The organism is Paraburkholderia sp. BL6669N2 (assembly GCF_003387275.1).
Lineage (GTDB): Bacteria > Pseudomonadota > Gammaproteobacteria > Burkholderiales > Burkholderiaceae > Paraburkholderia.
The window spans coordinates 1,230,313-1,257,247 of record NZ_QUNA01000001.1 but is presented as its reverse complement, the minus strand read 5'-3'; the positions used below and the strand labels follow the sequence as shown (position 1 = coordinate 1,257,247).

The 26,935-nt window shown below is 59.6% G+C and carries 25 protein-coding genes and 1 pseudogene; 17 read left to right on the top strand and 9 right to left on the bottom strand.

The window, feature by feature from the left end; all coding sequences use genetic code 11:
* Positions 1–182 precede the first annotated feature (182 nt).
* Positions 183–1,592, bottom strand: a complete 1,410-nt coding sequence (locus B0G80_RS05690; protein ID WP_243856730.1) for an adenylate/guanylate cyclase domain-containing protein — start codon at positions 1,590–1,592, stop codon at positions 183–185.
* A 707-nt stretch (positions 1,593–2,299) separates the two neighbouring features.
* On the opposite strand from B0G80_RS05690, the gene B0G80_RS05685 reads away from it, so the two are divergent.
* From B0G80_RS05685 to B0G80_RS05670, 4 genes are all read left to right on the top strand, one after another.
* Complete coding sequence (locus B0G80_RS05685) at positions 2,300–3,199, top strand: LysR family transcriptional regulator (RefSeq protein WP_116117315.1); 900 nt, start codon at positions 2,300–2,302, stop codon at positions 3,197–3,199.
* A gap of 254 nt (positions 3,200–3,453) precedes the next feature.
* A complete protein-coding gene (locus B0G80_RS05680; RefSeq protein WP_116117314.1) occupies positions 3,454–4,242 on the top strand; it encodes an SDR family NAD(P)-dependent oxidoreductase in 789 nt (262 codons plus the stop codon).
* A gap of 673 nt (positions 4,243–4,915) precedes the next feature.
* Positions 4,916–5,176, top strand: coding sequence for a hypothetical protein (locus B0G80_RS05675; protein WP_243856729.1), 261 nt, complete (start codon positions 4,916–4,918; stop codon positions 5,174–5,176).
* Between the two features lie 9 nt (positions 5,177–5,185).
* Positions 5,186–5,740, top strand: a complete 555-nt coding sequence (locus B0G80_RS05670) for a nuclear transport factor 2 family protein (protein WP_116117313.1) — start codon at positions 5,186–5,188, stop codon at positions 5,738–5,740.
* A gap of 83 nt (positions 5,741–5,823) precedes the next feature.
* Here B0G80_RS05670 and folE read toward each other — a convergent pair whose 3' ends face one another.
* Positions 5,824–6,456 carry a GTP cyclohydrolase I FolE gene (folE, locus tag B0G80_RS05665; protein WP_116117312.1) on the bottom strand — a complete coding sequence of 211 codons (633 nt, stop codon included), beginning with the start codon at positions 6,454–6,456 and terminating at the stop codon, positions 5,824–5,826.
* Between the two features lie 262 nt (positions 6,457–6,718).
* Here folE and B0G80_RS05660 point away from each other — a divergent pair, with 262 nt between their 5' ends.
* Both B0G80_RS05660 and B0G80_RS05655 read left to right on the top strand, forming a co-directional pair.
* The gene (locus B0G80_RS05660) at positions 6,719–7,720 is read left to right on the top strand and encodes a nitronate monooxygenase family protein (RefSeq protein WP_116117311.1); all 1,002 of its coding nucleotides are present in this window, start codon (positions 6,719–6,721) and stop codon (positions 7,718–7,720) included.
* 44 nt (positions 7,721–7,764) lie between these two features.
* Complete coding sequence (locus tag B0G80_RS05655) at positions 7,765–8,157, top strand: carboxymuconolactone decarboxylase family protein (RefSeq protein ID WP_219907304.1); 393 nt, start codon at positions 7,765–7,767, stop codon at positions 8,155–8,157.
* A 110-nt stretch (positions 8,158–8,267) separates the two neighbouring features.
* Here B0G80_RS05655 and B0G80_RS05650 read toward each other — a convergent pair.
* Both B0G80_RS05650 and bktB read right to left on the bottom strand, forming a co-directional pair.
* Positions 8,268–8,828 (bottom strand): annotated as a pseudogene (locus B0G80_RS05650) (MBL fold metallo-hydrolase); the annotation flags it as partial.
* Positions 8,829–8,954: 126 nt separating this feature from the next.
* The gene (gene bktB, locus B0G80_RS05645; protein WP_116117309.1) at positions 8,955–10,136 is read right to left on the bottom strand and encodes a beta-ketothiolase BktB; all 1,182 of its coding nucleotides are present in this window, start codon (positions 10,134–10,136) and stop codon (positions 8,955–8,957) included.
* A 355-nt stretch (positions 10,137–10,491) separates the two neighbouring features.
* On the opposite strand from bktB, the gene B0G80_RS05640 reads away from it, so the two are divergent.
* From B0G80_RS05640 to B0G80_RS05625, 4 genes are all read left to right on the top strand, one after another.
* Positions 10,492–12,408 carry an AMP-binding protein gene (locus B0G80_RS05640; protein WP_116117308.1) on the top strand — a complete coding sequence of 639 codons (1,917 nt, stop codon included), beginning with the start codon at positions 10,492–10,494 and terminating at the stop codon, positions 12,406–12,408.
* 23 nt (positions 12,409–12,431) lie between these two features.
* Positions 12,432–13,643 carry an acyl-CoA dehydrogenase family protein gene (locus B0G80_RS05635; RefSeq protein WP_116117307.1) on the top strand — a complete coding sequence of 404 codons (1,212 nt, stop codon included), beginning with the start codon at positions 12,432–12,434 and terminating at the stop codon, positions 13,641–13,643.
* A 77-nt stretch (positions 13,644–13,720) separates the two neighbouring features.
* Positions 13,721–14,881: an acyl-CoA dehydrogenase family protein gene (locus tag B0G80_RS05630; protein ID WP_116117306.1), complete on the top strand. Its 1,161-nt coding sequence runs from the start codon at positions 13,721–13,723 to the stop codon at positions 14,879–14,881.
* Between the two features lie 17 nt (positions 14,882–14,898).
* Positions 14,899–15,630: an enoyl-CoA hydratase gene (locus tag B0G80_RS05625; protein ID WP_116117305.1), complete on the top strand. Its 732-nt coding sequence runs from the start codon at positions 14,899–14,901 to the stop codon at positions 15,628–15,630.
* Positions 15,631–15,719: 89 nt separating this feature from the next.
* On the opposite strand, the gene B0G80_RS05620 is transcribed toward B0G80_RS05625, so the two are convergent.
* Genes B0G80_RS05620 through B0G80_RS05600 form a run of 5 tightly spaced genes read right to left on the bottom strand, consistent with a single transcriptional unit; the run spans position 15,720 to position 20,294 of the window.
* Positions 15,720–16,496: an enoyl-CoA hydratase-related protein gene (locus B0G80_RS05620; protein WP_106285321.1), complete on the bottom strand. Its 777-nt coding sequence runs from the start codon at positions 16,494–16,496 to the stop codon at positions 15,720–15,722.
* 42 nt (positions 16,497–16,538) lie between these two features.
* Positions 16,539–17,303, bottom strand: coding sequence for a glucose 1-dehydrogenase (locus B0G80_RS05615; protein ID WP_116117304.1), 765 nt, complete (start codon positions 17,301–17,303; stop codon positions 16,539–16,541).
* Between the two features lie 43 nt (positions 17,304–17,346).
* Positions 17,347–18,600, bottom strand: coding sequence for a CaiB/BaiF CoA-transferase family protein (locus B0G80_RS05610; RefSeq protein WP_116117303.1), 1,254 nt, complete (start codon positions 18,598–18,600; stop codon positions 17,347–17,349).
* Between the two features lie 2 nt (positions 18,601–18,602).
* Positions 18,603–19,079 carry a MaoC/PaaZ C-terminal domain-containing protein gene (locus tag B0G80_RS05605; protein WP_106285318.1) on the bottom strand — a complete coding sequence of 159 codons (477 nt, stop codon included), beginning with the start codon at positions 19,077–19,079 and terminating at the stop codon, positions 18,603–18,605.
* 24 nt (positions 19,080–19,103) lie between these two features.
* Positions 19,104–20,294: an acyl-CoA dehydrogenase family protein gene (locus B0G80_RS05600; RefSeq protein ID WP_116117302.1), complete on the bottom strand. Its 1,191-nt coding sequence runs from the start codon at positions 20,292–20,294 to the stop codon at positions 19,104–19,106.
* A gap of 391 nt (positions 20,295–20,685) precedes the next feature.
* On the opposite strand from B0G80_RS05600, the gene B0G80_RS05595 reads away from it, so the two are divergent.
* The 7 genes from B0G80_RS05595 (at position 20,686) to B0G80_RS05565 (ending at position 26,868) form a co-directional block, all read left to right on the top strand.
* Positions 20,686–21,051 carry a Zn-ribbon domain-containing OB-fold protein gene (locus tag B0G80_RS05595; RefSeq protein ID WP_106285316.1) on the top strand — a complete coding sequence of 122 codons (366 nt, stop codon included), beginning with the start codon at positions 20,686–20,688 and terminating at the stop codon, positions 21,049–21,051.
* Positions 21,052–21,109: 58 nt separating this feature from the next.
* The gene (locus B0G80_RS05590; protein WP_116117301.1) at positions 21,110–22,261 is read left to right on the top strand and encodes a thiolase; all 1,152 of its coding nucleotides are present in this window, start codon (positions 21,110–21,112) and stop codon (positions 22,259–22,261) included.
* 78 nt (positions 22,262–22,339) lie between these two features.
* Complete coding sequence (locus B0G80_RS05585; protein WP_106285314.1) at positions 22,340–23,140, top strand: enoyl-CoA hydratase/isomerase family protein; 801 nt, start codon at positions 22,340–22,342, stop codon at positions 23,138–23,140.
* Between the two features lie 11 nt (positions 23,141–23,151).
* A complete protein-coding gene (locus B0G80_RS05580; RefSeq protein ID WP_116117300.1) occupies positions 23,152–23,958 on the top strand; it encodes an enoyl-CoA hydratase/isomerase family protein in 807 nt (268 codons plus the stop codon).
* A gap of 17 nt (positions 23,959–23,975) precedes the next feature.
* On the top strand, positions 23,976–24,800 hold the full coding sequence (locus B0G80_RS05575; protein WP_243856727.1) for an enoyl-CoA hydratase/isomerase family protein: 825 nt from the start codon (positions 23,976–23,978) through the stop codon (positions 24,798–24,800).
* A 68-nt stretch (positions 24,801–24,868) separates the two neighbouring features.
* Positions 24,869–25,723, top strand: a complete 855-nt coding sequence (locus B0G80_RS05570; RefSeq protein ID WP_116117299.1) for an SDR family oxidoreductase — start codon at positions 24,869–24,871, stop codon at positions 25,721–25,723.
* Between the two features lie 2 nt (positions 25,724–25,725).
* Positions 25,726–26,868, top strand: coding sequence for a CaiB/BaiF CoA-transferase family protein (locus B0G80_RS05565; RefSeq protein ID WP_116117298.1), 1,143 nt, complete (start codon positions 25,726–25,728; stop codon positions 26,866–26,868).
* The last annotated feature ends 67 nt before the right edge of the window (positions 26,869–26,935 follow it).

Genomic DNA, 26,935 nt, shown 5'->3' with positions numbered 1-26,935 from the left:
TCACATTACAGCAGCCCATCCGCGCAGCCACACGGCCGATGGCTATGCGCCAAGCCGGCAGATTGTGCTCTACACGTATTCAATCCCTTGGGACCATTTCGCGACTTCACGCACAGTTGCTCGACTCAGTGACGTTCTTCCCGTCTTCCAACTCAGTGGCGAGACCAATGCGGTGATCGTCATCAGCCGGAGGCGATGCGATATGCGCTTGCCCGGCCTTGGACGCCGCGAAGTGGAGTTTCGAATTCGACGACAGTGCGGCCAGCAAGGAGGTCACGGACGCCAGGTGAGCTATAGAGCGCTTCCGAGATGCAAATCTCTCCGGCCTCAGCGAGAGACTGCACGCGCGCGGCGACGTTGACGGTCTGGCCGAAATAATCGAGATTGTCGTTCAGCGTCACTGCTAACGACGGCCCGCAATGCGCCCCGATCTTCAGAATGATCGCCGGTTCTCCACGCTCGCGATTGAAGCGTCCGATTTCATCGACAATCCTTAACGACGCGGAAACAGCGTCCGTTGGTCGACAGAAGACGACCATCACAGCATCACCAATCGTCTTTACGATCGCGCCGGAATACCGTTGTGCGACCATCTCGAGCAATGCGAAATGCTGTCTGACTAGCCCGTACGCATTCAGATCGCCGAGGCGTTCGTACATGGCTGTCGAACCCTTGAGATCGGTGAAAACAAATGTCACTTGCCGAATCCCGAGCCCCTCCTTCTCGTCGACGCGTTCCGAGCGGAACAGGCGCCGGAAGGTTTGTCGCGCCACTAGCGTCCCCCCGGAGAGATACGGTTCGAACTCGAGCGGCGGCTTGATGACTTGGGCGACGACCTCAGGAGGCCAATTGATCAGGAGCAGGGACCCGCGCTTGCTTCCCGTATTCCTCACCTCAACGACTACAGGGCCGGGCGGCACAACGGAGAGCGCCGGGGCAAACCGTTGCCCGTCATATCCCACCTGCAACAACGTCGGCGACGTGACCGGTTCGCCGGCAATCGTAACCACGAAAGCGGCCTGTGTTTCGACATTCACGCCCGACAAGGCACCGGGGCCAAGGTCCGCCTGCAGAGTCGTCGTCGAGCCGGGCGGCAGAAATGTCAGGCCGCGCACCAGACCCCGTAAAAAGTCGAGAAACCGAACTTGCTGGCCGGCGAAACGACCGTCACCGTTAAATCGTAGCTTCCAATGGAAATCATCCACGGAAAGCGACTCGGGGTCGTGGAAGGTCAGCCTCCGGAGTTCGGGAGATATAGAAAATGTGACTTCGATGAAATCGTCCAGGTCGGTTTCGCCCGTAACGTCGCATAGTCCACAGACATAGTGGGTCTTGAGCGTGCGCAACGACCCGAAGCTATTGAGGACCATTCCTGACTGCGGACAAAGAACGTTCCAGTTCATCCCGAACAGTCCGTATCGCGCCGCATGAAGAAAGAGGTCGATGCATTCAGCCTCGCCTATGCCGCGATCACGCGCAAACGCCAGCGGGTTGACCCGGTAAACGGACAGATCGTCGCCGCTCCTGATCAGAGTCTCGAGCTTGGAAATGACACGCGGACTCCATGACCTCGCCTGCTCGATCTCGATCATTTTGCGCTCGAGAAACTGATCGTCAATGTGCATCGTCGTGGCCGAGTCAGCGGCAAACAGTCAGACACGATCTCCGTGTCCGTCGCCTGATTTCCGGAGTACTTCCAGAGCGTTACTTCTCCTGCATCCCTTCACCTTGCCTACTTCCTGCGCGAATCGGTATAGCGCGAACAGCGACGAATTCAGTTCATGATCGGCCACCTCTTCCTGGCATCTCTACCTGAAGTCGATCCCTTGGACGGCTTTTTCGAGTATACCGCCAACTGACGCATCGCAATCTACGTGTTTGCACTCGGCTTTTGAATTGACAATATTCGTCAGGCCATTTGCGGAACCCCGGCAGCGTGCCCTGTTACGCCGGCTACCATCCAAGGGTATCGAGGGACAAAAACAAGGCGCCATCGCTCTATGTCAGTCAGGCGTCCGTTCTTCACAAGAACGGCCGGTTCCCGGCGATCGCTCTCTGCAGAATGCCGCAGCTCTGATGGTTGACGATGCGTCATCTACACGGGTCGGCGGCTTATCGATCTCGCTGAGTGAGTCGGTGTTCAAGGTTCACTGCACGCGAGGGAGCCCGTCATCTCTGTGGATATGACGACATGTCATTCCGATCAAGCGTCTCAGCGAGCGGAATACGGAGGGTTAGCTGTGATCTTTCAAAAAGGATATTCTGTCGAGATCGAGTCATATCAAAGCGATATCACGTCATGGAATTGCGTCACCTCAGGCACTTTATCGCGGTCGCCGAAACTCAACATTTCGGCCGTGCCGCGGCGCGACTCGGCATGGCGCAACCGCCGCTGAGTCAATCCATCATGCGCCTCGAAGAGTCGCTCGGAACCAGGCTATTGGAACGTACTCCGCGTGGCGTCTCGTTGACGACTGCGGGCGCGGCGCTACTCGCGGAAGCGAAGCCTTTGATCGCACAAGCGGAAATGGCGGAGCGCCGCGTGCGCCAGGCTGCGGATGAGTTAGCCAGCCTTAGCATTGCGTTTGTGCCGATGTGCGCGATGCGCATCATGCCGCTCGCCATACAGACGCTGCGCCGGCAGTGGCCCGGCGTCGATGTCCGTTTGATCGAGCGCGGCAGTGCGCTCACGGCGGCCAGCGTGAAGAATGGCAGCATCGATCTTGGCGTGGTCGTCAACAGTGCAGCTGACGTGTCAGGTCTGGAAAGCTCCACAATCGAACGCATGAGGTTGGTTGCTGCCGTTCCAGCAAGTTGGCCATTGGCGCAGCAAGCCAGCATCCGGGTCGCCGACCTCGCGGCGTATCCGCTGATCATGTTTCCGCAACAAATGTCCCAGCCGGTGTTCGCGGCGTTTGAAGCCGCTCGGCGGGAAGCAGGTTTGTCTCCCAAAGTCACTCAGCAGGCACGGCATCCTTACACGATGCTCAATCTCGTAGCAAATGAGCTTGGCATTGGATTAATGCTGGACTCCGCGCGGCACCTTCCGGTGGACGGCGTTGTTTTCGTCGACATAGACGATATTCCGACATCGTTCGATACTGAAGTTTCCCTCATCTGGACCGATCGGCCCCATAAGGCCTACCACCGGGCCATGCTCGATATCATTCGCGAACTCGCGGCCCCCACGCCCGACTGAGTCGCTCCAACGACAGTCCACTTGCAACTGTTGCTCGCAAGTCGGAGAAGGCTGGCGAACGCTGTTGAGTCATCGCGCGGACTGTTTTACTCGTCTTTTGTCACGCTGCGCTACGCAGCGTGCTCTCCTGTCATTTTTCCCTCCATCTGGCTTCCTGCCACTCATCACCGCCTTGACACTACTTGCCCAAGAGTTTATGTTTCCGAATGACGTTCATAAAATAACTGTTCGTATCGCGAGCAACCGGAGGAGCAATGAGTACATCGAAGTTAGCGAGCCTGTTCGATCTCGATGGGCGGGTCGCAGTCGTTACCGGCGCAGGGTCGGGCATCGGACGCGAGACAGCACTGCTGCTGGCGTCAGCGGGCGCGGTAGTCGTCGCAGCCGATCTTAACGAGGAGGGCGCTCTGCAAACAGTCGCGCAGATTGACGATGCGTCGGGCAGGGCAATCGCGGTCAAAGTCGATATTGGCGACGAAGCTTCGATCACCGGGATGTTCGATACGACGCATGCCAAGTTCGGCCGGCTCGACATCCTCGTCAATAATGCCGGGATCTATCCGAAAACGAGTTTCGTCGATACGTCGGCGGAGAAGTGGGACCGCGTGCTGCGAGTCAATCTGCGCGGAACCTTCCTATGCATGCGCGAAGCCATCAAACGGATGCAAGCCGGCAACGCGGGCGGATCGATCATTAATATTTCTTCAGTAGCGTCGCTACAGCCCGTGATCTTTGATAACGGTGACTATGGCGCGTCAAAAGCCGGCGTGAACAATCTGACAAAAGTTGCCGCGCTCGAATTCGCTGCGGACCGGATCCGGGTCAATGCAGTGCTCCCCGGCGGCGTTGCGACCGAGGGCGCAGCGGCATCGACGAAAGTCCATCAAGCACACGGACCGATCACCCAGCCGGGACGTATGCCTTTGGGTCGGATCGGGAGCGCTGCGGACATCGCGAGCGCGGTCTTGTTCTTTGCCTCTCCGGCCGCCGACTATGTGACGGGCCAATTGCTCGCTGTCGATGGAGGATTTCAGGTTTCCTGAAGAGTACATAAATTACCGATCATGAACACCGCCGTAGGCCCGGCGGTGCTTACCCGTGTTGTAAGCAGCATGCGAAGCCTATGCATGGTGTCCTTTTGTCCCTGGTGCCGATAACTTGGTGCCGGGGATTTTTTATGCGGGAGCGCCGCGTTGACAGCGCGCTTCTCGAGCGGCCGCGACCCCGAGTCCGCCTGCGTCGTGCATTTGCGAGCTGCACTTACCAGAATTTTCAGGCTATGTTGCAGCGGCAGAAAAAATCGCTGGTAGTGAAAACACCGATCCGAATAATTGAACGGATAGTTGCATAACCGAACGTCCTCGCCTACGATGTTTATCAAGAGGTGTGCACGAGCACCCACCAGGCCTCGGCCGATCGGAGACAAGCTATGTACCTCATCTACAGCGATTTGAACGGTGATCTCGCGGACTATTCACTTCGTTCCGGAGTTCCGTGCGCGGACGTACCTCCTCCGCGTGAGAAAGCGAGCGAGCCGGCTTCTGTCAAAGCTACCGCAGCGCCTTCGCAATGGACCACGCGGATTCGCAGGATCGGTTCATTGTGGCCCGCACACGGTCTGCTGAATCGCGCCGCACTACGTGCAGTCGACATATCCGAGGGAGAGCGTTCATGAGTCGAAGCACGCGCAAACTTTCCGGCGACGAACGCCGGATCATGCTCCCGATCCTGCTGCTGTCGATCATTGCGGTAGCGGCGTATTTTCTGGTACGGGATTGGCGGATGGAGGAACTCGGCCTCTCGGCGATTTTCGACATTGTGATGATTTTCGTCGTGCTCGGTGCTGCCGCGTTCTTCGGCGTCGTAAGTTGCATTGCTCGACGCGGTGGGGCAGGCGAGGATGGGCAGAGCGAGGGGTATTGTTTCCTCGGTGCACTGGTCGGCGCGATCGTGTTTTTTGTGGCCATTCTCAATTGAGCGGGGAAAATGAGACCAGAACTTGAACAACGTCTTGAGGAATTGCTCGATAGACAGGCGATTCTTGACTGCATACATCGCTATTGCCGGGGCGTCGACCGGATGGATCGTGAGTTGACCCTATCGGCCTATCATCCCGACGCAATTGACGACCATGGTACTTTCGTTGGCAATCCGGAACAATTCGTGAGCTGGGCATTCGACTACCATAGCGAGCACCAACTATCGCATCATCACATGGTGTTCAATCATAGCGTCGATTTGCAGGGCGATGTCGCGCACACTGAAACGTATTGGCTTTTTTTCGGCGAGAATCGGTCCAAGCCTGACACGTTGGCAGTTGGTCGCTATATCGACCGCTTTGAGAAGAGGGACGGAAAGTGGGCAATCGCTGCGCGGGTATGCATTTCGGAGGCGGTTAACGAGTCGACTCCTGCCAACTTGCCCGATGCGTGGCGCGAGGTGTTGATGAGCAACGGCAACAGAACGCGCGACAGAAGCGACATATCGTTTGACCGGCCTTTGAAGGCGCGTGATCCGGATCGCTTGCGAGAATACAGTTAGGAACAGTAAGGTGGAAATGTACGATGCGGGTTGCTGACCACCTCTCCAATGACAAAGTCGACCCGGTCCGGTCGACTTTGTCGTCAGGTATTAGGTAGCTGTCCGATCGTGCCGTTGCCGATGATCGACAGGAACTCCCGACGGGTGGATGGATCGTTCCTGAATGAGCCGAGCATCCTGCTCGTGACCAACGACGTTCCAGGTTTGTGTACGCCGCGCGTGCTCATGCACTGATGTGCCGCTTCCAGAATGACGCCCACGCCTTTCGGCTGCAGTACCGTGTTCAATGCGTCGGCGATCTGCACAGTCATCTTCTCCTGAATCTGCAGTCGCTTCGCATACGTGTCGACGAGTCGCGCGAGCTTCGAAATGCCCACCACGCGATGATCTGGAAGATAGGCGACATGAGCACGGCCAATGATGGGCACCATGTGGTGCTCACAATAGCTTTCAAAGCGGATGTCTTTTAAAACAACCATTTCGTCGTAGCCATCGACCTCCGAGAAGGTTGTAGCAAGAATCTGCATGGGGTCGGACAAATAACCCGAAAAGAACTCCCTATAGGCGCGCGCAACTCTGGCGGGCGTCTCTGCGAGTCCTTCACGAAGCGGATCATCTCCCGCCCATCTGATTAGCGTTCGAACTGCCTCTTCTGCCTCTGCTTTCGTGGGATGTTCTGTAATGGACAGATTGCCGTTGCTGTCGCGCTGATTCACGTAGCCTCCTTAAAGCCGTGCGCTGCGTTCCGTGTTCTGGTGTGACCTATGCGTCGCATAGACAAAGGTCTAAATCTGATTTAGGTCAGGCTGCCGGGTGGCAGCGTGGTGACCGGTGCGAATGTTGGTGAGACGTCAAAAAAGTGTATATAATTGTACATCGTTCGTAAATAGGAACGTCGCTGCATGGCCAATGCGACAATTTCCTGTAATCGATTTTGGCTACGGCGCGAGCAATGCTTCGCTCCACGGAGGTCGAAGAATGAAGACACGCATCACCGAGCTACTGGGTATCCGCTATCCCATCGTGCAGGGAGGCATGATGTGGGTGGGTCGTGCGGAACTGGCCTCAGCGGTGTCGAATGCCGGCGCGCTTGGCACCATTACCGCATTGACGCAGCCAACGCCCGAAGCGTTGAGCGTTGAAATCGATCGCGTGAGGTCAATGACGAACGAACCGTTTGCCGTGAACCTGACCATTCTGCCAACGATCAAGCCGGTTCCTTATCAGGAATACGTGCAGGTCATCATTGAGAGCGGCGTCAAGATTGTCGAAACTGCGGGGCGCAATCCCGAGCCCTATCTGCCTGCTTTCAAGGCAGCGGGTATCAAGGTGATTCACAAGTGCACGTCGGTACGTCATGCATTGAAGGCGGAGGCGATTGGCTGCGACGCGGTCAGTGTCGATGGATTCGAATGTGCCGGGCACCCGGGCGAAGACGATGTGCCCAATCTCATCTTGCTACCGGCTGCCGCCGCGCAATTGCGTATCCCAATGCTGGCATCAGGTGGCATTGCCGACGCGCGCGGCATGGTAGCGGCGCTCGCTCTCGGCGCTGATGGCGTCAATATGGGCACACGCTTCATGGCAACTCGTGAAGCACCCATCCATGAGAACGTCAAGCGCCAATTGCTCGAACATGACGAGCGAAATACGGCGCTGATTTTTCGTACCCTCAAGAATACGTCGCGGATTTTCCGTAATGCGGTGGCGGAGCAAGTACTCGAGTTGGAGCGGCAGGAGGGAACGACATTTGCGGACCTGAAGCCGCTCGTGAGCGGCGAACGTGGAAAGCGCATTTATGAAACCGGTGACACAGACGACGGTACGTTTCCCGCGGGCCTCGCGATCGGCCTGATTCACGATATTCCCACCTGCGATGAGCTTGTGAGCCGCATGGTCGCGGAGGCGCGCGAACTGATTCACCGAAGGCTGGCAACCATGATGGACAAGGCAAGCAACGAAACAGCCTGCGTGCTTTGAACGGCAATTGAGTACAACCGTCGATGACGAACAAGGAGCATACCGTGTCGGAAAGTCGTGAGAAGGGGCGTCAGGTCGTTCGCGAAATGTTGGGTGACGAGTTTCTAGGCGCAATGGACGCAGCGGCGGCATCCGGCGGATTTGGTGCAGATGCGGCTTCGCTCGCCCTCGAGAACGCGTTTGGCGACGCGTGGGCACGTCCAGGCCTCGATCGTCGTTCGAGAAGTCTCGTTACGCTCGGCATGCTGATCGCACAGCGTACGCCGTGGGAATTCAGTAATCATGTCCGCATCGGGCTAGCGAATGGTCTGACCGAGAAGGAGCTGGAAGAGGTCGTCCTGCATGCTATTCCGTATGTGGGCTTTCCGGCCGTCAGCATCGCACTGAAAGCCTGCAAGGAAGTATTAGGCGAGAAGGTTGCCACCGTTCAGGAATAGTCTGTGTCGGCATTGGTGAAGCGAGGGCGGTTGACTCCGCCCCTCCTTTTGATCGGGATCGTTGTCAGCCGGAATCGGTAGTCAACCGCGGCGAAGGCGACGTCGCCTCCTCAGCAAAAGATGCCGGGCAGGCCAGGATGTTCGCGAGCTTCAAGGCGCACGAGATGAGCGAGCAGAGAACTCGTCGCGACTGGCCACAACTTGCGCGGCACATCGTCGTACGCCCGTTCTACCCACTCGTCGAGAGTGCCCCGCGGCAAGTTTCGCACTACCGCGGCAATTTTCGCTTCGCGTTCAAGCCGGTGTGTTTTGATGCGTGCGATTTGTGCGCGCGCGGAGCCGAGCACGTGCCCGTGTGCCGGCAAGATGAATTCGACTCCGTACTGGTTGCACAGCATGTAGAGCTGATCGAGGGATTCGAGATATGCGGTCATATTCCCGTCAGGGGGATCGATGATCGTGGTGCTGCCGTTCAGAATATGGTCTCCGCTGAATAGCAACCCATCCTCCGTCAACAATAAGCACACGTGATTGGAGGCATGCCCCGGCGTATAGACGACGATCAGCCGATGCGTCGTGTCGTCCGCTGTCATTGCAAGAATTTCTCTGTCTCGCAATATCCGGTCGGGCGCGAAGTAGCTGGCCGATCCGGCGAGAGGACCGGACGGCAGTCGCGCACCAGCAACATGGTGGCGGCCGGCCGTGTTAGCACCGGCTCCCGTTGTTCATACAACAGCTGTTCGGGACGGGTCACACCACTTTCCCTCATGTGATCAGTATGAGCTAGCCTGCTGGGATCAGATGCGCTCGAAGATGGCTGCGATCCCTTGACCGCCACCAATGCACATCGTTACAAGCGCATATCGGCCGCCTATCCGTTGCAGCTCATGAAGCGCTTTGACCGTGATGATTGCGCCGGTTGCGCCAATCGGATGACCGAGCGATATGCCGGAGCCATTCGGGTTGACACGCGCAGGATCGAACTGCAGTTCTTTGGTCACGGCGCAGGCCTGTGCAGCGAACGCTTCGTTAGCCTCAATGACATCGAGGTCTGCAACGGTCAGGCCGGCCTTCGCCAGCGCCTTCCGGGTCGCGGGAACGGGCCCGATACCCATGTATTGTGGCTCAACGCCGGCATGAGCGTAGGCAACCAGTCGCGCGAGTGGCCGAATACCTCTAGTTTCGGCCTCACTGCGCTCCATTAGAAGTACGGCCGCCGCGCCGTCGTTCAGGCCCGAGGCGTTGCCTGCTGTCACCGTGCCGTCCTTCTGAAATGCCGGGCGCAACTTGGCCAATTCATCGACTGTGGTGGTGGGACGGACATGTTCGTCCAGTTCGAACATCGTCGCGCCATTTTTGCTGTGCACCGCGACAGGAACAATTTGCTCCTTGAAATACCCTTCCTCGACCGCGCGTCCAGCCCGGCGATGCGATTCCACCGCCAGTGCATCCTGGTCCTCACGCGATATGCCATATTTCGCCGCAACATTTTCGGCTGTCACGCCCATGTGGCACGCGCCGAAGGGATCGGTCAGCGCACCCACCATCATATCGATCAGCCGGATGTCGCCCATTCGCGCGCCCCAGCGTGCGCCTGTGGCCAAATAGGCTGCGCGCGTCATATTCTCAGCGCCGCCGCCGATCGCGATGTCCGTGTCGCCAAGCCAGATCGCCTGCGCTGCCGAAATAATGGCCTGCAGGCCTGAGCCGCACAGGCGGTTCAGCGTCAGCGCTGGCGCATCTGTACCGATACCGCCTTCGATCGCCGCGACGCGGGCGAGATACATATCTTTGGGGTCAGTGTGGATGACATGGCCGAACACGACCTGTCCGACTGCGTCGCCTTTCAACTGCACTCGCGACAGGACTTCCCGGACAACCGTCGCGCCGAGTTGCGTTGGCGGGACGGAGGCAAGCGCGCCTCCGAAATCTCCAATCGCAGTGCGAACGCTGCCGGCAACTACGACTTCTCTTTGCATGACGCTCTCCCACCAAGCTGATGCTGCGTGACCAGCGTTTAAAATGACGAACGATGTTCATAAAGTAGCTCAAATTTGATCGAATGTCCATGGACGGTTTTGCTATCGTTTGCGTGAGGACGTTCGCCGGCGATGCACGCCCACTCGCGCGGCGGCGGACGCTTCCCGCGCCGCGCTGGTACCCGTTCACATCGGGTGATGCTGGATAGACGCATACGAAATTTCGCGATATTCTTGTTCTTGTTTCTGATCGATGTTCATTTATTGGTTCGCGTGTCTAGCGCGGGGATGGTCGGTAAAGGCGCGCAAAGCGGCAGCTATATGAACGGAAAAAGCTAACGACAGGATGACAGAGATGAACGCAGGTCCGCTTTCGCACGACCCTTTGATGGATGTGCCGTTTCGGCCGCTGCGCCTCGGCGGTATGAAGGCCACTGTTGAACAGCGCCCTGACGGTAGCGTGGTCTATGAGCTCGACGAACCGCTCGGTCCATACCCAGCGCGGCTTACTGAGCGTCTTGTGAAGTGGGCCGCGGTCGCCCCAGATCGGCCGTTGCTCGCACGGCGAACGACCGATGGCGCCAGTTGGGAGCATCTGACATATCGGCAAGCGCTCGACGGCGCTCGTGCGCTAGGCGAGGCTATGCTTGCCCGAGGCCTGTCGCCCGCGAGGCCGCTGATGATCCTCTCGGACCGCAGCTTCGAACATGCGCTTCTGGCGCTTGCGGCGCTGCACGTCGGCGTCCCCTATGTCCCGGTTACCCCTGCGTATTCGTTGCTGTCCGAGGACTTTGCGAAGCTGAAACATCTGGCGTCGGTGTGTACGCCAGGGCTCGTGTTCGCGGATGACGGCGTGCTTTACGGTCGCGTGTTGCGCGACGTGTTCGGCGATGTCGAATGTGTGGTGAGCGCGACGTTGCCAGAGGGGCGTATGGCCTCATGGTTGTTCGACTGGCTTGACACGCCGGTCAGCGCCGCGGTCGATGAGGCATTCGATAACGTCGGCCCCGATACGATCGGCAAGATCATGTTCACGTCCGGTACGACCGGGGCACCGAAGGGCGTGATTTACTCGCAGCGGATGCTGTGCAGTAACCGGCAACAGGTCGCGCAGACTTTCGCCTTTCTTCAGGACGCACCGCCGGTGCTGGTGGACTGGCTCCCGTGGCATCACACCTTTGGCGGCACACACAACTTCGGCATGGTGCTCTATGGCGGAGGGACGTATTACCTGGATCCGGGTAAGCCCACGCCCGAGCAAATCGGTCCGACACTAGACGCGTTGCGCGAAATCGCGCCGGTCATCTACCTGAATACGCCTCAAGGACTGGCGGCGCTGATTCCACATCTCCGCTCGGACGAAGCGCTACGCAAGAATTTCTTCAGTAAGCTGGCACTGATTTACTACGGCGGCGCCAGTCTGCCTGAATACATCTGGGCAGCACTGGACGAGCTCTCGGTCAAGACGATCGGACAGCGCGTGCTGATCATGTCAGGGCTCGGCGGCACCGAAGCCGGGCCGACGCCGATGTCGGCGGCGTGGGATCCGCGACGGCAAGCCATTGCCGGGCTGCCAGTACCCGGCGTGAAGGTCAAGGTCGTGCCGGTTGGAGAGAAGCTGGAGATCCGTTATGCGGGCGACTGCGTGACGCCCGGCTATTGGAAGGACCCGGAGCGCACGCGCGCGTCGTTCGACGAAGAGGGCTATTTCTGCTCTGGCGACGCCGGTGCATTCATCGATCCGGAGCATCGTGAACTCGGGTTGCGCTTCGATGGACGCCTGGCTGAGAACTTCAAATTGTCCTCGGGCACATGGGTAAATGTGGCGGAACTGCGACTCGCGGCATTGAACGCATTTTCACCTTATGCACGCGACGTCGTAATCGCCGGCCATGATCAGGGCTTTCTTACTGCGCTGGTTTTTCCTGATCTGCAAGCGTGTCGCGCTTTGTGCGACGACCTGGTTGAGCCCATGCCGCACGCTGACCAGATCGTGGCCAGCGCTGGCGTACGCGAGCACTTCCAGCGCGGACTCGATCTGCTGGCTACGCGCCCCGGCGGTAGTTCGAGCCGAATCGAGCGGATCGTACTGGAAAGCGCGCAACCGACGCTTGACAACGGGGAGTTGAGCGCGAAAGGCGCCATCAGCCAGGCCAACGTTCTCGCGCGAAGAAGCGCTGTGGTCGCGGAACTGTACGAAGCGGTTCCCACGCGTCGCACGCTGCTTGCCCGAAGGGGCTCTCTTGCGAATGCCTCCAGCCCGCTCCGCTGAATTGAAACACAGGAAATTACCCGATGGATTTTCATGTCGATTCCGCGGACAAAGCCTTCCGCAAAGAGGTACGGGATTTTCTTAAGGCGCATCTGCCTGCTGATCTCGCCTGGCGCGGTCAGCAAGGATTTCTCGCAGGCGACGACGATGCGCTGCGCTGGACCCGTATCCTGCACGAAGCGCGCGGCTGGTCCGTGCCGCATTGGCCGGCCGATCTCGGCGGAACGGGGTGGACTGCGGCGCAACGGTACATCTTTGAAGAAGAGTGCTACCTGGCGGGTGCACCCACGCAAAATCAGGCAGGGGTGTCGCTCGTGGGGCCGGTGATTTGTGAATTCGGCAACGACGAGCAGAAGCGCCGCTTTCTGCCGCCTATCCAGCGCGGCGAAGTGTTCTGGGCACAGGGCTTCTCCGAGCCCGGAGCGGGCTCCGATCTCGCCTCGCTGCGTACGACGGCGGTCCGCGACGGCGACCATTACATCGTGAACGGCCAGAAAATCTGGACCAGCTTCGGCGGTTATGGACAGTGGAACTTCGTGCTTGTCCGGACCGATGCGGAAGCCAAGCCACAAAAGGGCATTTCCTTCCTTCTGCTCGATATGAAGTCGCCGGGCGTGACGGTGCGGCCGATTGCGACGCTTGACGGTTGCAACCATCTCGCCGAAGTGTTTTACGACAATGTTCGCGTGCCGGTTGAAAATCTGATCGGCGAGGAAAATAAGGGTTGGGGCTACACGAAATTTCTTTTGTTCAACGAGCGAGCGTTCCTTGGTGCGGAAGCCCCGGCGCTAAAACGCTACCTGCGCAAGATTCGTCACTACGCGATGAAGGAACGTGCCGGTGATACGCCCCTGATCGAAGATGCGACGTTTGCCGCAAGGCTTGCCCAATACGAACTCGAAGTGCTCGCCATCGACATGGCAGTGCAGAAAATCCTCCATCAAGGTTTGGACGAGCGCAGTGGTGGTATGGCCATTGGCTCGATGCTCAAGGTCCGAGGTTCCGAATTACATCAGAGGCTCACTGAAATGCTGCTCGAAGTGATTGGCGACTACGGCGCTGTATTTTATGGCGATCCGAACGAAGACCACGCGCTCCGGGGCCAGACCTTCGTGGGACCGGATTACGCGCCAGGTCTCGCCGCCGAAGTGTTCTACCGACGCGCATGCACGATCTACGGCGGCACGGCAGAAATTCAACGGAACATTATCGCCAAGGCGCTGTTCGGACTGTAACGGGCGATATCACCGACGGCGCGAGTCAGGCCGATTGATAGGGCATCACTTCTCCCGCGGGCACGAAAGGACGCAGCATGAACTTTGATCTAAGCGACGAACAGCAGATGTTGCAGGACAGCGCGCAGCGCTTCGTGCAGAAAAATTATACGTTCGAGCACCGCCGTACGCTGGTTGCTCGTGGAGACGGCTTTTCGCGCGAGATGTGGCGCACGTTTGGCGAAATGGGATGGCTCGGCGTCGCGGTGCCCGATGCTTTCGGCGGCCTGGGTTTTACTCCGGTTGAAAGCGCGCTGATCGCCGAGCAACTGGGACGGGCACTCGTGCTCGAGCCCTATGTCATGTGCGGCGTGTTTCCAGCCGCGCTGGTTACCTATTGCGCGAGCGGCGCACAACGAGACGATTTGCTCGCGGAAATTATCTCGGGTGAGGCGGTGGTTGCCGTCGCGCACAGCGAGCGCGACGCACGAGGCGACGTGTCACATGTGACGGCAACTGCCAGCCAGATGGGAGACGGCAACTGGAGGCTCGACGGTCGCAAGACGCTGGTTGTGGGCGCGCCTGTAGCTGATCGCGTCATTGTCGTTGCGCGCGTGGCTGGCGGTGTACGTGACGATGCGGGGCTCGCGCTCTTTGTAATCGATCCACGCGCACGCGGCGTGATGCTCGAGCCATACAGGTTGCTCGACGGCACGCCCGCGGCGGACCTGGTGCTCGAGGGCCTGACGGTCGATGCGAGCGCGGTGATCGGCACGCCCGGTGAGGCGTTGCAAGGTCTGCAGGCTGCAGTCGACGAAGCCATCGTTGCGAGTTGCGCGGAGTTGTTGGGCGATATCGACGACACAGTCGAACTCACTTCCGAGTACCTGAAGACGCGCAAGCAGTTCGGCGTGCCCATCGGCAGCTTTCAGGCGCTGCAGCACCGCATCGCCGATATGGCAATTGAGGCGATGCAGGCCAGAGCCACGTTGCACCGGGCACTGCGAGCGCTCACCGCAGGCGATGCGACGCGCAGCGTTCAGGTGTCGGGTTGCAAGGCTCAAACCATCCGAAGCAGTAAATTCGTTTCGCAGCAGGGCATCCAGTTGCATGGGGGCTACGGCATCACGGACGAGTATAAGGTTGGTCATCACTACCGGCGCACGTTAATCTCCGATGTGCTGTTTGGCAATATGGAGTACCACCTGAAATGTTACGCGCGGCAGATTCAGGCGGACGCACGCGCTCTGGCTGCATGACTCGAGGACGGAAGAACATGGCGAAATCACAGGTACTGCTAACTGATTCCGACAACGGTGTTTTGACACTGACGCTGAACCGGCCCGATGTCCGCAACGCCTTGAACCTAGCATTGACGAGAGCGCTTGTCGATGCATTGACGCACTTCGAGGGCGATGACAACCTCCGTGTTTTGATCGTCACTGGTGCCGATCCGGCGTTCTGCGCAGGGCTAGACCTTGGTGAATTTTCTGCTCCGGACGCGCCACGCGGCGAAGTCGCCGCGATGATCGACATGTGGCCACGACTGAGCAAGCCAGTCATTGCCGCGTGCAATGGGGCTGCGGTGACTGGCGGCCTCGAACTTGCAATGGGGTGCGATTTCATCATCGGTTCGGAGCGCGCTCGGTTTGCCGACACCCATACAAAGATCGGCGCGCTTGCGGGCGGTGGAATGACTGCGCGCCTGCCTCACATTGTGGGCTCACGCTGGGCCAAGCAGATCAGTTTCACTAGTGAGCCAATCGACGCAGTTACAGCCCTGCGGATCGGTCTTGTCAACGAGGTGACTTCGCACGCGACGTTGCTCGAACGGGCGCGCGCGCTTGCCGCAACGATAGCGAGCCGTTCGCCGGAATTGATCGGTACCGTCAAGCGAGTTATCGACGCCGGAGCGCTCGCTTCGCTGAGCGAAGCGCTGGAGATAGAGAAGGCTGCGCTGGCTGAACGCAAGGCAAAGACGCCCATGGCGTGGCAGACGGAGCGATAGTTTAAAAGAACAGGAGACTTGTCTGTACGCGCCGCGCAGAAAAAGGGAGAGAGGGAGGCGTCGTTGACGCCTCCTTTGTATAAGGCGAGTTACTTAACGTATTTCCGGAATTCCGGTTTCCGTTTTTCACGAAACGCATTACCGCCTTCCTTCGACTCATCCGTTTCGTAGTAGAGCGCGAGCGCCTGCATCGCGAATGCTCCGATGCCCCGGATGTTTTCGCTATCCACGTTGAACGAACGTTTGGCGAGCGCGATCGCGGTCGGGCTCATCTGCAGGATTTCGTCACACCACTTCTTCGTCTCGGCGTCCAACTGGTCGGCCGGGACCGCAGCGTTGATCAAGCCCCACTCGAGCGCTTCTTTGGCCGTGTATTTACGACACAGATACCAGATCTCCCGTGCACGTTTTTCACCGATGATGCGAGCAAGATATGCTGTTCCGAAACCCGGGTCGACCGAGCCGACTCTCGGGCCGACCTGGCCAAAAATCGCTGTCTCCGAGGCGATGGCAAGGTCACAGAGGGTGACGAGCACGTTGCCGCCACCGATCGCGTAGCCGTTCACCCGAGCGATAACCGGTTTCGGAATGTCACGGATAACGCTCTGCAGTTCTTCGATCGGCAGCCCCACCGTGCCGCGGCCACCGTAGCCGTCGCCGGACTGATCGCCGCCTGTGCAGAACGCCTTCTCGCCAGCGCCCGTCAGCACGACGACGCCGATGTCCTTATTCCAGCCGGCCTTGCTAAACGCCTTGATCAGTTCTTCACAGGTGTTCGCGTTGAATGCGTTGTAGACCTTCGGGCGATTGATCGTGATCGTCGCGACTCCGCCGGCTTCGCTATAAAGAATGTCCTGAAATTCCATGGTTATATTCCAGTTGCGGATTGAATGAGCGGGAGGCGGGCGTTAGCCTGCCATCGTGAGGCCACCGGAGATGCTGATAACCTGGCCAGTGATGAATGCGGCGTCGTCGCTTGCAAGGAACGCCACCGTGCCGGCAATGTCGTCGGGTTCGCCCATGCGCCCGAACGGCACTGCCTTGACCAGCGCCGCCTTGATACGGTCGCCTTTTTCGCCCTGCGCGAGATTGTCGAGCAAGGCTGTAGCGGTGGGGCCGGGGCAGACGACATTGATGGGAATCTGCTGCCGCGCCATTTCACGCGCCATGGTCTTCGAGAACGCGATGATGCCGCCTTTGCAGAACGAGTACACCGCCTCCATCGACGAACCGACGCGTCCGGCGTCCGACGAAATGTTCACCACCTTTCCACGGCCGCGCTCAGCCATCCGCTTCAGTACCGCGTGATGCATGTTCAACGGACCATACAGGTTGATGGCGACTACTTTGTCCCAGAACGATTTCTCGGTCTGAAGGAAAAAGGCCCCCATGTCCCAGCCCGCGTTGTTGACGAGCATCTCGATTGGACCGAGTTCTTCCTCTACTTGCGCGACAGCCTTGTTCACGCCCTCGTGATCGGTGATGTCGACGCGATAGGCTCGAGCCTTGCCGCCCGCGGATTCGATTTCTGCCACCACCCGGGCAGCATTTTCTGCATTCAGGTCGAATAGCGCGACGGTGGAGCCTTCTTCGCCGAAACGCTTGCTGATGGCCGTGCCGATACCGCCCGCAGCACCCGTAACAACAACGACTTTGTTCTTGAGACCTTTCATTTTTGAATTCCTCGCATGATGTAGTAGGGTGCGGGGACGCCCGTCAAGCTTTGGTGACTGTTTCAGGGGGGCGCATTGTCTGGGACGACGCGTGGCCGCTCAACTGGGTTGCCTCATGTTCTGTGTATCCAGCCTCAATGAGCACTTCGATGCTGTGTTCGCCGAGATTAGGCGGCAGGTACCGAACATTGCCTGGCGACTCGGAGAAGTGCACCGGAATGGATGTCATGACCATCTCTCCTTCGGTCGGATGCTCATAGTGCTGGAAGAAGCCGGTTTCCTTGATGTAGTGGTCCTGCATTAGTTCGTTCAACTCGCGGACAGGACCGTGCGGAACATCGGCAGCTGCGAAAATGGCGTTCCACTCGGCCGTTGTTCGGGTCTTGATCGCTTCGCTCACGATGCCGTACAGCTCGTTGATGTTGCGCATGCGATCGGCAATGTGGCAGAAGCGCGGGTCGTCGAGCAGATGGGCCGCTTCGATCGCGCACAACACCCGCCGCCATTGTTCGTTGTTGACCGCAAGCAAACAGATGTGGCCGTCCTTTGTCGCGTAGGGGCGGCGGTGGGGCGAAAACATCCGTGTATAACCAAGCCCCGTTCCGTCCGATGAGCCAAGCGCGCCCTCCCACAAATGTTCGAAGAGGTTGAACTGAAGCATGGTTTCGAACATCGGCACCTGCACGCACTGGCCGAGCCCGGTGCGCTCCCGGTGATAGAGCGCCATGCTGACAGACGAGGCAAGCACGTATCCACAGAACTTGTCGACGATGACCGTCGGAAAGTAGCGGGGCGAGCCGTCGGCATCACGATTCATCGCGGCAATCCCGGTCTCGCCCTGGATCACGTCGTCGAAGGCAGGCCGATCCTTGTAGGGGCCGTCCGGGCGATAGCCGGGGCCAGATGCATAAATGATGCGGGGATTGCGGGCCTTGATGCTCTCGTAGTCGATGCCCAGACGCCGTGCCGCGCTGGGGCGCATGCTATGAATGAAGACATCCGCGGTTTCCACCAGTCGCAGAACGGCTTCGCGGCATTCGGCCAGTTTCAGGTTCAGCGACACGCTCCGCTTGTTGCGGTTCATGATCGTATAGAACACCGCCATGTCGGGGTTGCGACCGGGGCCGTTCTTCCGGTTCTGGTCACCTTCGGGCGGCTCGATCTTGATAACGTCCGCGCCCATATCGCCGAGAAGTTGCGTGGCGACGGGCCCCAGCACATTGATGGTCAGGTCGATCACGCGCACGCCGGTCAGTGGGCCGGTTGGCTGCTGCAGAGGTTGCTGTGGGGTGTGCATGGTCACGCCTTGTATTTTTTTCCTTTCACCAGCCGCAACGGCGTGTACACCATGACTTCCGAGCCGTCCTGCTTGATCACCCGGTTGCGCGTGCGCACCAGTCCGAGGCCGGGGCGACCGTTGCTGGGACGGCATTCGATGACTTCACATTCGACATGGATGGTGTCCCCGACAAAGGTCGGACCTTTGATGTCGAGTTCCATGTTCAAAAAGGCGAAGCCGACCCCTTGCATCGTTGCCTGGGTCAGCAGGCCTTCCATGAAGGTAAATACGAGGGCGCCTGGTGCGACCCGTCCCTTGATTGCGGACGTCTCTTTCAGAAACTCCGTGTTAGTAAACAGCACCTCGAGCATGCCGGTAACCGAGACGAAATTGACGACATCCGCCTCCGTGACAGTACGTCCAACTGTCTTGAACTTGCGGCCGACCGGCAGGTCTTCCCAATGAACTCCCAGGCCAACTGTTTCGATCTCTTCCATATTTGTTCTCCCTCTCTCATGGTGTCACGCGTCTGTAGGTCGGGCAGGGCGCTCGGTCTTCTTGACACGTCCGAAGACGCTGTCGGCGACGATGTTCCGCTGGATCTGATTGGTTCCTTCGATGATCTGAACGACCTTGGCATCGCGGAAATAGCGGTTGATCGGATACTCGTTCGAGATACCGGCGGCGCCGAATAGCTGCACTGCGTCGGTGGCCACCTTCATCGCGACGTCCGAGGCGAACATCTTTGCCATCGCCGCCATTGGAGCGAGTTCGCGTCCGGTCGCGCCGGAGTCGACCAGTGAGGCGGTCCGGTAGACGAGCTGACGCGCGGCCTCCGTCTGCGTGATCATGTCGGCCACCATCCAGCGCACACCTTGAAAATGACTGATCGTCTGCCCAAAGGCGACGCGGTCCTGAATGAAGCGAATGGTGTGGTCGATCGCACCCTGCGCGATGCCGACAGCGCGTGCCGCCACGATCGGGCGGCTGGTATTGAGCGCTTCCATCGCGACTTTGAATCCCTGTCCCCCCTCGGGGCCAAGCCGGTTATCGGCGTTGATCAGTGCGTCGTCGAAAAATAGCGGGCACGACGCCACGCCGCGGGCGCCCATCTTGTCTTCTTCTCGGCCAATGGTGAGCCCCGGCGTTTCACGGTCAACGACGAAGAGGTTTATGCCGAGATGGTTGCCTTCTTCATCAAGCGTTTTAGCGGCGACCAGCATGAAATCAGCAATGTGTGAATTCGTGCACCAGATCTTCGAGCCATTCAACACGTAACCGTCTCCGTGGCGGCGTGCGGTGGTGCGGATTCCGGACACGTCTGAGCCGCTTTGCGATTCCGTAATGGAAAGCGCGCCGCGCAAGTCGCCTGACGCAAGCCCTGGCAACAGCCGGGCCTTCTGCTGTTCAGTGCCGCCCGCGAGAATCGCGCCGAACGGCGTCCATTGCACGACCAACAGGTATCCCGTGTTGTAGCAAACGCGCCCCAGTTCCTCGACCGCGATGCAGGCGGACATCACGCTGCCGGCGCCGCCATATGTCTCTGGAAAAGGAAGAGTGAAAAGACCCAGTTCTTTAAGCAGCGCGTACATATCGTGCGGATATTCGGCTGTCCGATCGATCTCGTCCGCTCGAGGCGCCACTCTTTCCCTTGCGACACGCCTTACCAGGTCGCGGATCTGGATTTGGTCGTCTGTCAGTTGATAGGTCACGTTGAAAGTCTCTTGCTAAAGATCCCGGGCCTGATAGGTAAATGGCGTTCGGACCTACGTAAAGATGGGACGTACGGCCGAGCGACCCTGGAAAGTTGCTGATCTTCATAAAAATGAACACTGTTCGATAAAGTAAACGATGGCTTTGGGCTCGTCAAGCATGATGTCGGACGAACGGGGGTTTGCCCGTAGTGCGCTCCGCGCGCTGTTCGGATGTAGTGAGAGCCTTATCGGGCGGCGCATGAGTACTATTCGCCGCGGTTGACATGCCATCTTCCGCGTGTTTAGAATATGGAACGACGTTCGGCTATTTGATTCATATAGGTAAAACTAGCGCGACAGCCGGTTAGGTGCCGAGACCCGTAGGGGAATGCATTGGGAGGAGCGGGAAATGGAGTCTGTTTGTCCTGAAGTCGACTATCAGAAGTTTCTGGCCGAAGGCCGGTTGATGATCCAGCGCAGCCGCAGCAGCGGCCGGCACGTGTTTTATCCGCGGGTGGCCGAGCCGGTAACGGGCGCGCGCGATCTGGAGTGGGTCGAAGCGTGTGGCCGAGGTACGGTTTATTCCACCACCGTGGTGAGGCAGAAAGCGCCCACGCCGAGCTACAACGTGGCGTTGATCGACCTTGACGAAGGAGTGAGGATGATCAGCTGTGTCGAAGGCATAGAGCCGGACGCGGTGCGCATCGGCATGCCCGTGCAGGCAAGGATCGTATTCAGGAACGACGCGCCCTTGCTCGTGTTCGAGCCCGCCTGACGCCAGCTAACCGGCAGCATACGCGGAAGGCATCTGCTGCACCGATAAGAGACATCGCATGGAATTCAACTTACGTGGGCGTACCGCGCTGGTGGCAGGCGCGACATACGGAATTGGCGAAGCGCCGGGAATGTCGTCGCTGGATCTCGCCGCGCGTGCGTCGGTCGACGCGCTGGCACAGGTCGGGTTGTCTCCGGCCGATGTCGACGGCCTGTTCGTCTGCACGCCGGACGACATGTTGTCCGGCCTGACATTCGCAGAGTACCTCGGTATTCACCCGAAGTTCACCGACAACAACCGCAGCGGCGGCTCGGCATTCGAGATCTATGCGCACACAGCGGCGATGGCGCTGGTCACGGGCCAGATCGACGTCGCGCTGATCGCCTATGGCAGCAACCAGCGCAGTGCATCGGGCAAACTCGTGCAGTCGTCGCGGCCTTCTCCGTGGGAAAGCCCTTATAAGCCGATGAATCCCGTGTCGTCGTATGCGTTCGCCGCTGCAAGGCATATGCACCAGTACGGAACGACACGCCGGGATCTTGCCGAAGTCGCGGTGGCGGCCCGCAAGTGGGCCCAGCTCAATCCGGATGCGTACGTGCGTGCGCCGCTAACGGTCGACGACGCGCTGGGTGCGCGTCTGGTATCCGATCCGCTGTCCGTGCGCGACTGTTGTCTCGTGACTGATGGCGCGGCGGCCGTCGTGATGGTGCGCGCGGATCGCGCTCGCGATCTGACGGACAAGCCGGTCTATCTGCTCGGTGCAGCATCGGCCACGTCGCATCGGGAGATTGCGAACATGCCCGACCTTACCGTGACCGCCGCAAAGGAATCAGGGCGGCGCGCCTACGAGATGGCCGGCGTAAGCGCGAGCGACATCGACGTTGCGATGCTGTACGACGCGTTTACGATCAACACGATCCTGTTCCTGGAAGATCTTGGGTTTTGCCCGAAGGGCGAGGGCGGCCGTTTTGTGTCCGACGGCGGGATTGCGCCGGGAGGTCGTCTTGCCGTCAACACTAATGGTGGCGGATTGTCCTGCGTGCATCCGGGCATGTACGGCTTGTTCCTGATGGAGGAAGCGATGCGGCAACTCACAGGACGTGCCGGTGAACGGCAGGTTCCTGGTGCGCGGCTGGCCATCGCGCATGGCAATGGCGGCGTATTGTCGAGTCAGGCAACCGTCATTCTCGGCACCGAAGAGACGTTGTGACGTGTGCCGCCGGTCGGTGCCACGCGGCATGGAAGTCGCGCACCGATCTGGCGGACCGGGTCAACAGGAGACAGACAGATGAGCGAAGAGACTATCGCCGACGCGACGCAGATCGTGCAGGTCCAACATGAAGGCGCGACCGCAATCGTCACGCTGAATTACCCCGAGCGGCGCAACGCGTTTTCACTGAAGATGCGCGAAACCTTGTATGCGCGTCTGCACCACCTGATGCATCACGACGAAGCTTGCCGGGCAATCGTACTGACGGGCGCCGGCAACACGTTCTGCGCAGGTGGCGACATCTCCGAGATGAAACCGCGCAAGGTGCTCGAGTATCGCGAGCGCAATCAGTTGCCGCTGGAAGTATTCAAGCTGATGGTGTCCGGGCCCAAGGCCATCGTCGCGGCCGTCGAAGGTTTCGCGTTTGGCGCGGGTCTTTCGCTTGCTGCCGCGTGCGACATGGTGGTCACTTCGTCGACGGCACGCTACGCCAGTGCGTTCGTCAAGGTGGGATTGATGCCGGATACAGGCCTTTATTGGTCGCTCGCGCAGCGCGTGGGCGGCGGCCGCGCACGTGAACTGATGCTGAGCGCGCGCGAATTCAATGGTGTCGAAGCGTTGCAGATCGGCTTTGCCAATCAGGTCGTCGAACCTGGCCGCGCGTTGGCCGCGGCGCTGGAAATCGCCAGCCAATATGCGGCGTTGCCGGCGGTCGCTACGGCGCATCTAAAAGCGGCGCTGGCCACAGGCATCCGTACGCTCGACGAAGCGATCGAAACGGAAGTCAACCTGCAGCCCATCCTGCGCCGTAGCCGCGAACACCAGGAGGCGGTCAGCGCCTTCATGGAAAAGCGCAAGCCGGTATTTGTGGCCGACTAGGGAAGCACATCATGAGCGAAAAGCACACGGACGAGAACACCGCGCCTGCATTGATCGAGGTCACTCGGGAAGGCACCGTGGCCGTTGTCACACTGAACAATCCCGGCCGCCGCAACGCGATGGGTAGGCAGATGCGCCAGTTACTGCGCGACACGATGCACCGCCTGATCTCGGCCGACCCCGAATCCCGTGCGATCGTGCTGACTGGTGCGGGCGAGCACTTCTGCGCCGGCGCCGATATTTCCGAAATGACGAAGCGGACCATCCTGCAAAGCCGCGAGAATCTGGCTGAGTCATGTGTGGTGGTGCGCGACATGCTGGCGGGAGCGAAGCCGGTGGTGGCCGCCGTCGAAGGGGTAGCGTTCGGCGCGGGCTTGTCGCTGGCAGTGGCCACTGATTACGTGGTGGCGGCATCGAATGCGCGCTTCTGTGCGGCATTCATGCGTGTTGGGCTGATTCCCGACACCGGCATTCTGTGGACGCTCCCTGAAAAGATCGGCATGGCGCGCGCTAGAGAAATGCTGACGCTCGCGATGGAAATCGATGGCATCAAAGCAGGCGAATTCGGCTTGGCAAACCAGGTGGTCGAGCCGGGCGCTGCGCTCGCTGCTGCTATCGAATTGGCCCGCAACTTGGGTGAACAACCGCCGCTCGGCGTTGCGTTGCTCAAGGCCGCGTTGACCGAGGGTGCCAGCACCATGGAGTTGGCACTGCGCGCTGAAATCGATTATCAGCCGGTACTGCGTCTGTCCAAAGATCATCAGGCCGCATGTCAGGCGTTTTTCGACAAGACCACGCCGGTTTTTACTGGTCAATGAACGTTGGGGAATCTCCGATGAGTGTCGAGCGAAATGAAGCGCCGCATGGCGCGGACGACAGGAACGATATCGTGCAGGTGCGCCACGAAGGGGATGTGGCTGTCGTCACGATGAACTACCCCCAACGCCGCAATGCCTTCTCGATGAAGATGCGTGTTGCGCTGACGGACACCTTCCAGCGCCTTTTTCACGAGGACGCGGCTACCCGCGCGATCGTGCTCACCGGCGCGGGCGGCCACTTCTGCGCGGGCGGCGACCTGTCTGAAATGCAGGCAGTCACGCCGCCATTGCTTGAACTGCGTGAACGCATCGCCGTGGGCGTGCGGCTTTTCCGCTTGATCTACACCGGCACCAAGCCGGTCGTTGCTGCGGTCGAGGGAACCTGTTTTGGCGCCGGGCTGTCATTGGCGGCCGCTTGCGATTTCGCGGTGAGCTCCAGTGCAGCGAAATATTGTTGTGCCTTCACCAAGGTCGGTTTGCTGCCTGACACCGGCCTTCTATGGACGCTGCCGCAAAAGGTCGGTGGCGGCAAGGCGCGCGAACTCATGTTGAAAGCGGATGTGATCGACGCCGCTACCGCGCAGCGCATCGGCCTTGTCAGTCAGACTACGGCGGCGGGCGAATCGCTCGATGCCGCTCTGGAGCAGGCGGCCCGTTTCGCCAGCTACCCGCCGGTGACGCTGGCGCTGCTGAAGGCGAGCCTCGTCAACGCAGGCAATTCGATAGAAGACGCATGGCGCCTGGAAGTCGATCTGAATCCGCTAACGCGCCAAACCAGCGACCATGCGGAAGCGGTTGCCGCGTTCATGGAGAAGCGCAAGCCGGTCTTTACCGGCTCCTGAGCAAGTTCGCGCCCAACTCAATTTCGCCGTTTTTTTTCAGCCACTGGATTTAAGAACGCACACAGACCATGTTCACGACCGATCTGCTGAAGGATAAAAGGATTCTGATCACCGGCGGCGGCACCGGTCTCGGGAAGAGTATTGGCCGGCGTTATCTGGAACTCGGCGCGGAACTGGTCATTTGCGGCCGTCGCAAGGAAGTGCTCGACGCGACCGCCGACGAATTTCGCGCAGCTATCAACAATGCCCGTGTGACGACGATCACTGCCGACGTGCGCAACGCTGATTCGGTCGAATCGATGATGGACACAATCTGGCGCGATGGTCCGCTTGACGTGCTGCTTAACAATGCCGCGGCCAACTTTATCGCGCGTACCGAAACACTGTCGGCGCGCGCGGTCGATGCGGTGTTGGACATCGTGCTGCACGGCAGCTTCTATTGCACGATCGCCGCGGGCAAGCGGTGGATCGATGCAGGCCACACAGGCAACGTGATCAGCACCGTGTCGACGCCCACCATGACCGGCTCCGCCTTCACCGCACCGTCGGCGGCGGCGAAGGCCGGCGTGCTTGCGATGACCCGTAGTCTCGCCGTCGAGTGGGGACCGAAAGGCATTCGGCTGAACGCCGTGGCACCAGGTCTGTTTCCGACAGAAGGCGCGTGGGAACAACTTTACCCGCCGGGGTCACAGGTTGAATCGCAGGATCGCAGTGTTCCGTTGCGGCGTTTTGGCGACCATCAGGAACTGGCTGATCTGTACTCGTATCTCGCTTCCGAGGGGTCCGGTTACATCACCGGTGACATGATCGTGATCGACGGTGGCCGCTGGATGCAGGGCGTGGGCGGTCCCACATTTCGCGCGATGCAGGATTGGAGCGACGAACAGTGGGACGCTATGCGTGCCCACGCGCGCAAGGGATGAGCATGGGACCGCTCGCTGGCGTCAAGATCATCGAACTGGCCGGTATCGGCCCCGGTCCGATGTGCGCAATGTTGCTCGCCGACCTTGGTGCAACGGTGCTCCGAATCGACCGGCGGCGACCTGTCAAACTCGGTATCGAGCGACCGTTGCGTTACAACCTGCTACTGCGCAATCGCAGGACGATCGCACTGGATCTCAAGGAGCCGGCCGCGATCGAACTTGTGCTAACCCTCGTGGAGGGCGCCGACGCGTTGATAGAAGGTTTTCGTCCGGGTGTGACCGAACGTCTTGGACTCGGCCCGCAAGCGTGTCTGGCGCGCAATCCGAAGCTCGCCTATGGGCGGATCACCGGGTGGGGGCAGGACGGTCCACTCGCACAATATGCCGGTCACGATCTGAACTACATTGCGATCACCGGCGTGCTGAATGCGATCGGCCGATTAAACCAGCCGCCGTCGATCCCGCTGAACCTCATCGGCGATTACGCGGGCGGTTCGCTGTACCTGGCAATGGGGCTGCTCTCGGCAATCCTTCATGCTCGCGGTGGCGGCGCGGGGCAGGTGGTTGATGCGGCGATTGTCGACGGGACGGCGAATCTGGCGACGACCTTTTTCGGCATGCAGGCGGCAGGCATCTGGCGCGACGAGCGCGGCACCAATATCACCGATTCGGGTTCGCATTTCTATGACGCCTACGAGTGCGCAGACGGCAACTGGATTACGGTTGGCCCAATCGAGGACAAATTCTATCTGGAGCTCCTTCGACTGCTTGATATATCGCCGGACACGCTTGGCGCCCAGCTCGACCAGCGCAACTGGCCGGCCGCACGAGCCTTGTTCGCGCTCAGGTTCAAGACGCGCAGCCGTGCGCAGTGGACCACGCTGCTGGAACACTCGGACGCGTGCTTCGCTCCTGTCCTGTCGTGGTGTGAAGCGCCGGACCATCCGCATCTGAAAGCGCGCGGGACTTTTGTGGAAATCGATGGGATCGTGCAGCCAGCGCCCGCCCCGCGTTTTTCGTCGACGGTGCCGGCAATGCCGACGCCACCCGAAGCGCCAGATCCGGCGACTATCGAGGCAGCGCTGTCGGTCTGGCTGGATATGCAAAGTATCGACGAACTGAAACAGGCAGGGACGCTGGCCTGAGAGACCACTGAGCGGGACAAAAACAATGGACGGCCGTCAGCGCCGCGGTAACGAATCGAGACGAGAC